The organism is Thioalkalivibrio sp. ALE25 (genome assembly GCF_000377285.1).
Lineage (GTDB): Bacteria > Pseudomonadota > Gammaproteobacteria > Ectothiorhodospirales > Ectothiorhodospiraceae > Thioalkalivibrio.
On the sequence record NZ_KB897938.1, the window covers coordinates 50680 to 56879 of the forward strand.

At 67.3% G+C, this 6200-nt stretch carries 5 protein-coding genes; 1 reads left to right on the forward strand and 4 read right to left on the reverse strand.

Annotated features, from left to right (window positions below; all coding sequences use genetic code 11):
• Positions 1–10: 10 nt before the first annotated feature.
• Positions 11–1279, forward strand: a complete 1269-nt coding sequence (locus C996_RS0112790; protein ID WP_018867823.1) for a TlpA disulfide reductase family protein — start codon at positions 11–13, stop codon at positions 1277–1279.
• A gap of 19 nt (positions 1280–1298) precedes the next feature.
• Here the strand turns inward: C996_RS0112790 and C996_RS0112795 are convergent, their stop codons facing one another.
• From C996_RS0112795 to C996_RS0112810, 4 genes are all read right to left on the reverse strand, one after another.
• Positions 1299–1997, reverse strand: coding sequence for a rhodanese-like domain-containing protein (locus C996_RS0112795; protein WP_018867824.1), 699 nt, complete (start codon positions 1995–1997; stop codon positions 1299–1301).
• A 77-nt stretch (positions 1998–2074) separates the two neighbouring features.
• Positions 2075–3385, reverse strand: coding sequence for a TlpA disulfide reductase family protein (locus C996_RS0112800; protein ID WP_026279320.1), 1311 nt, complete (start codon positions 3383–3385; stop codon positions 2075–2077).
• Between the two features lie 111 nt (positions 3386–3496).
• Positions 3497–5050: a membrane-bound lytic murein transglycosylase MltF gene (mltF, locus tag C996_RS0112805; RefSeq protein WP_018867826.1), complete on the reverse strand. Its 1554-nt coding sequence runs from the start codon at positions 5048–5050 to the stop codon at positions 3497–3499.
• An 87-nt stretch (positions 5051–5137) separates the two neighbouring features.
• Positions 5138–5998 (reverse strand): diiron oxygenase, encoded by an 861-nt coding sequence (locus C996_RS0112810; protein WP_018867827.1) that lies wholly within the window; start codon positions 5996–5998, stop codon positions 5138–5140.
• Positions 5999–6200: the final 202 nt, after the last annotated feature.

A 6200-nucleotide genomic window follows, 5' to 3' on the forward strand; every position in this document is an offset into this window, starting at 1 on the left:
TCCCGTGTCGATGAGCGTTCTGCCACGTCTTGGCCTGCTGCTGTGCCTGATTCTGGCTGCGCCGGTGCTGGCCGACGTCGCGGAGCCGCGTTCGATGACCGTGACGGATCCCGCCGGCGTGGAGCTGGACGTGACCGTCTACCCGGCCGAGGGTGAGCGCCTCTACCTCTGGCTGCTGCCGCAGGCGGGCGCACACGCCAACCATGCCGAGTTCGGCCGCGAGCTGGCGGCCCTGGGCATTGAGGTCTGGCAGGTGGACCTGCTGGATGCCCATTTCCTCCCCCGCACCAACGAGAGCATGCGCAGCCTGGATGGTGTCAGCGTGGCCGCGTTGCTGCGCGCCGCGCATGAAGAGACGGGCAAGGAGGTCATGCTGGTGGCCTCCGGTCGGCCGGCCATCACCGCGCTGCGCGGCCTGCGCCAGTGGCAGGAAGACGGGCCCGAGGCGGCCTACGTGTTGGGTGCGGCCCTGGCCTTCCCCAATCTGATGGTGGACACGCCAGTCGCCGGGGCGCCCGCGGAGTTTGTGGATGTCGTGCGGGCCACCAGCCTTCCGGTGTTTCTGCTGCAGCCGACCCAGGGCGTCTACCGCTGGCACCTGGACGAGATCCTGACCGACCTGCGCCGGGGTGGCAGCGCGGTATTCGTGCGGATGATCCCGGGGGTGCGCGACTTCTACTACCTGCGCCGTTCCGACCCCGAACCGGAGGAAGTGGCCATGGCGGCCCGTCTGCCCGCGCAGTTGCTGCAGGCGGGCCGGCTGCTGGCGAGTGTCCCGAGCCCGCTGGCGGCGGCGCCTATGCCGGAACTCGCGCACGAGGTCGAGGCCGGCCGGGGGCTGGTAGCGCGCGATCACCCGCCACCAGTCGACGACTTCACGCTCACCGATCATCTGGGCGATGAGCAGTCGCTGTCCGATTACGCAGGGCAGGTGGTCCTGCTGAACTTCTGGGCCAGCTGGTGCCCGCCCTGTGTCCACGAGATCCCGTCGATGAACCGCATGGCCAAGACCCTGGGCACGGGTTTCGCCATCGTCTCGGTCAACTACCAGGAGAGCGCCGAGCACATCTCCGCCTTCATGGACGAGGTCCAGGTGGATTTCCCGGTGCTGATGGATTTCGACGGCCGGGTTGCCGCCGACTGGCGTGTATTCGCCTTCCCCAGCTCCTTCATCCTTGGCCGCGACGGCCGCGTGCGCTATTCCGTCAACAGCGCCATCGAATGGGACGACCCCGACGTCATCAACCGCGTCCGTACCCTCATGACCGAGCCCGAATAGCCGGCCGGACGGTCGTGCGTTATTCGTCGGTGGAGCCTTCCACCGTGGTCAGGCCGAAGGCGTGCCACATCTGCATGCCGCCGCGGTACCACTTGATGCGTTCGGCCGGGTAGCCGAGGTTGGTCAGCGTGCGGATGTTGGTGGGGGACTGCCCGCACCAGGGGCCGTTGCAGAACAGCACCAGGGTCTTCGCGTGGCTGAAGTCGTAGAAGTCCCCGTCGAAGACCACGTCGAACCGGTCGCTGAGCACATTGCGTACGTCGTCCGGGTCGGCCCCGGAGGCGAAGTGCAGGCGATCCCAGGGGATGTTGATGGCCCCGGGGATGGTGCCGCGGCGATATTCGCGCGGGGTGCGTGAATCGATGATCAGCAGGTCGTCGCGCTCGGTGGTCTGGCGCAGGTAATCGATGAACTCCAGTTCACCCAGCGTCTCGACCCCGCGACCCAGGCTCATCGGCTGGATGCAGAAGGGCGGACAGGGGCGCGCAATCTGCGCATAGTCGAGATCGATGGTCGCGAAGGTGTCCTGGTCGCGGGTCACCGTCACGCGCTCGTCGCCGTGGCGCACCTCGAACTCGGCCATGTCCGTGGTGATGCCCACCTCCACCTCCGCGAAGGTGGGCGAGGCCACCAGCAGTGCCAGGCTCGCGAGCAGGCCGCGTACAAGGGGCGATGCGGGCTCGGGCTTTTTCATCGGATTCTCCTCGGCATCCGCCATTCCTTGAGCGTAGTCCCGAATGCTGACGAGCACGCGCAAGGGCCCACGCCTGGCGGGTATTTCGAGCGATCGCGGGGTTACCCTTGCGCCTGTTCGTCGAGGAGTTTGCGGATCTGGTCGATGACGCCGGGTTCGGTCCATTCGATCGCGCCGAACAGGTAGTAGCGCAGCTGGCCCTCGCGGTCGATGACGTAGCTGGTGGGGTAGGCCATCGCGCGCCAGTCATTCAGGGAGGCCTGGTCCGGGTCGAGGAGGATGGTGAAGTCCGTTTGCACTTCGTCCTCGATGAAGCGGCGGATGGTGGCCTCGTCCTCGCCGAGGTTCACCGCGAGGATGCGAAAGCCTTCCGCGCGCAGTTCATCCTCCAGCAACTGCATGGATGGCATCTCGTGCACGCAGGGCGGGCACCAACTGGCCCAGAAGTTCACCAGCACGACCTCGCCGCGATAGTCCTCCAGACGCCGGGTGTCGCCGGCAAGGTCGGGCCGTTCCAGCGGCGGGGCGGCCACGGGTTCGTCCAGTGTGTTCAGTTGCGCGTCGCCGCCGGTGGGGGTGCGCACGGCCAGGTCGGTGTCCGCCTCGGCCACGGCCGGCGTCCGCTGGCGGGGCAGGCGCGACAGCATCTCCATGCCGAAGGCGATCTCGCGATGGAAGTGTTCGCTCGCCAGTTGCTCGCCGGCCGTGGCATCGGGGCGGACGAAGAACCGGTCGCGGATTCCGGGCAGCAGGCGGGCCCCCACGGCACTACCGCCCTCCGAGAGACCCGCGCGGATGCGGCCGAGTTGCTGGCGCTGAGGGGATTGCGCCGGTTGCAGGATGTACACGGGGAGGTTGGTCAGCCCGACGATGGCCTGCAGCTCGGTACCTTCGGTGTCCACGCCGGTGTGCAGGTAGGGGCTGGCCATCAGCAGACCGGCTAGGTGGCCCGCATCCGGGTGGGCGAGCTGCCACTGGTAAAGCCCGGTGAGCAGCCAGGGCAGGGCGCGGTCGTGGCCGAACGCGAAGACCGCGCGACCGGTATCGGCGTGGGCCGACTCGATCAGGTCCGCGACCGTCGTGGTGGGCATGTCATCGAAGCTGGAGGCGGCCTCCGGCAGGAAGTGGCCGCTGAAGGGGTCCACCAGCCAGACCTCGATGCCGATGGCCTGCAGGGCCAGGGCCTGGGTGCGGTGGCCGTCGCGCAACCCGTGCTCTGACGGGAACCACAGCAGCACGGCGTCGCCGTCGGCGCGATAGCGCTCCACCGGCACTTCGGCGCCGCCGGCCTCGATGATGGCGGCTGCGTTCGCAGCGCCGGTTGGATCCCCGGCATCCTGTGCCAGGGCGATAAGCGGCGTCCCCAGAAGCGCTACCAGAGTGAGCAAAACAACGGCGAGAGAACGGGTCATGCAGGCCTTTCCGGAGGGTGTTCGGGGAGAGACGCACGAGGGCTCGATATTGATCCGCCGGTGCTGAATGCAGTCCGGTCGTCCCGTGGACATCCTTGTGAGATTCCACACCTAGAGCGACACCGGGACCCGGCGATACGGCTCGGGGGGCGGCGGTCTGTGGTCGCCGCTTTCGGGGAAGCGCTGGATCAGCTTGTCGTAGTAGCTGCGGATGTTCTGCACGTAGACGACCGGCTCCCAGCCACGGGCGTAGCCATAGCGGGTGCGCTCGTACCATTCGGGGTCGGCGAGGCGCGGGAGCCACTGCATCACGTCCAGCCAGCGATCCGGATCGTCGCCATGCGCATCCGCCAGGCGACGGGCGTCGTGCAGGTGACCGAGGCCGACGTTGTAGGCCGCCAGGGTCATCCAGGTGCGGTCCGGTTCCGGGATTCGCTCCGGGAGTCGTTCGCGCAGATCCAGCAGGTATCGCGTGCCACCGTCCACGCTCGATGCGGGATCGGTGCGGTCGTCGATGCCGAGACCCGCAGCGGTGTTCTGGGTCAGCATCATCAGCCCGCGCACGCCGGTGGGCGACACGGCGTTGGCATTCCAGTGTGACTCCTGATAGGCCACCGCCGCGATGAAGCGCCAATCCAGGCCGTATTGCTCGCCGGCGCTCTCGAACAGGTCGCGAAAGCGATCCAGGCGGTCCTCCACTCGGCGGGCGAAGGTCAGGGCGTCCACCAGGTCGTGGGTCTCCAGGTGGCCCAGGTAACGGTCGGTCATCAGCTCCAGTTCGCGGCTCTCGCGCAGGCGCTCGATATAGCGTTCCGCCGCTTCGATCAGGCTGTGGTCGAACCCGGACGGGAACAGCCAGGTGACGGTCGCACCGCGCTCGAACTCGTACGCGGTGCGCAGCTCCGGATGCAGGCGCCGCAGCCGCCCGAACTCCAGCGAGTTCATCAGGGCATAGTCGATCTCGCCTGCGGCCAGGGCCTGGCGCAGCGCCTCGGCGGTGCCCAGCGGTACCAGGTCGATCGCTGGGTCAGGTGGCTCGTCGCTCAGCGTTTCCAAGGGGTTCTCTTCCGGATCGGCGGATTCGGGACCCTCCGCCAGGGTCGAGCTCCGTTGTCTTGAGGCCTCGACTTGGGCCAGGTGGTCCCGCAGGCGTTCCGGCAAGGGGGATTGCGCGGTGAACCCCAGACGGGTTCCGGCAGGCAGATCGTCGAGGGCGGACAGGGCCGCGTTCGCTTCGTTGCCGCGCCAGAAGGCGAGGAGCTGCTGGATCGCGAGGATCTCCGGGCCCGGTTTGACCGCGGGATCGCCGGGATCGACCAGCAAGCCGGCGGCAAGATCCACGCGCTGTTCGCGCAGACGCTGGTGGGCCTCGGCCGCTGTGTCCACGCGGGTGACCCGGATGCGCGTGCCCAGCTCCCGCGCAAAGCCGTGCAGCAAGTCGAGGTCCAGTTGGTCGTGGCCGTTGGCCATGGTCAGTTCCGAACGGCCAAGTGGAGTGTCCACCAGAACGACCTGCAACTCCTCGCGAAAGGTGAGCTGCTCCAGTGCAGAGGGTGGCTGGAACCAGACCCGCAGACCAATCATCACCAGCAGCACGATGAAGATGCCGAGCTCGATCTGACGCCAGGTCGTGCTTGGAGGTCGGAGCTGAAGGTGCGGGGCCATGGACTGGATGATACCCAATCAAGCGGCGTGGCCGCGCGGGACGCGGCGGCGCCGGGTCCGGGTGCTGGTCCTGGCCGGAATGTTTCCCTATCGCCAGTTCAGGACCAGCCCCTGAGCGCGCAGGATCTGCAGCGCGGGGTCGACACAGGTGTCGATGAAGGCGGCCCGGCGCGGATTGTCGCGTGCCAGTCGGCGGTAGTCCGGACCCGCGGGCAGGCCCGCGAGCTGGTAGATATCCGCCGTCGGGTAGTAGAAGGCGTGCACGAACTGACGGAATACCCGGCGCATCAGCGGCCGGTAGGTGGTCTTCTGCCAGGCGGGCAGGGAGTCCAGGTAGCTTTCCAGCGTGTCGCGGGCATGCGCCATGTGGCGGGCCTCGTCGATCATGTGGGTGGTGACGACGTCATGCACCGTGGGGCTTATCTGGTCGCGGCGCTGGTGGATCAGCCGGTTCATCCGATCCGGCACTTCCTCGCCGATCATCACCGCGATCCAGAAGATCGAGGACTCGAACGGGGCGAAGCGTCCGACCAGCGTGGCGAGACGTGGCTTCGGGAAGCGCTTCTCCGGCAGCTCCAGGCCGCTGCGCCGCATGAACTCGATGAACATCAGGCTGTGCCCGGCCTCTTCGCGCAGCTCGTGCAGGCGGTAGTTCAGTCGGTCCAGCCGGCCGGTCGAGTGCATGGAGATGCGCGAGATGCGCTCCATGAACAGGCCCTCCAGCCACAGTGCCCCGCTGATGAAGTAAAGGAACTCGTACTGCGACAGGCGGCGTTTCTGCTCGGCGGACAACGCCGAGTATTCCGGCGTACCGAATAGCGAGACGGCCTCTTCCGGGATCCAGAAGTCCTCCGGCGACAGCGCATCCCAGCGAATCCGCGTGAGCGGATCCTGGTATGGCGAACTGTTGCGGCTCAAGTGATCGAGCAGCTCCTGGGAGGAATTCATCGTTGGCGTGCCGGGGCCCATGCGGATGACGCCGGGAATCATACCGGCTCTGCCCGTCCGGACCAACGCCAACCCGTTGCAATCTGCGGTTGCTCCCCCATGATTAAGGAGACGCTGATTGAATCGCACGTCCGCGTTGGTGCCCCCTGTTTTCCGAGACAAGGCGCGTCGTGCAGCGGGTAGTGGTTCTACCCGCAAGCGG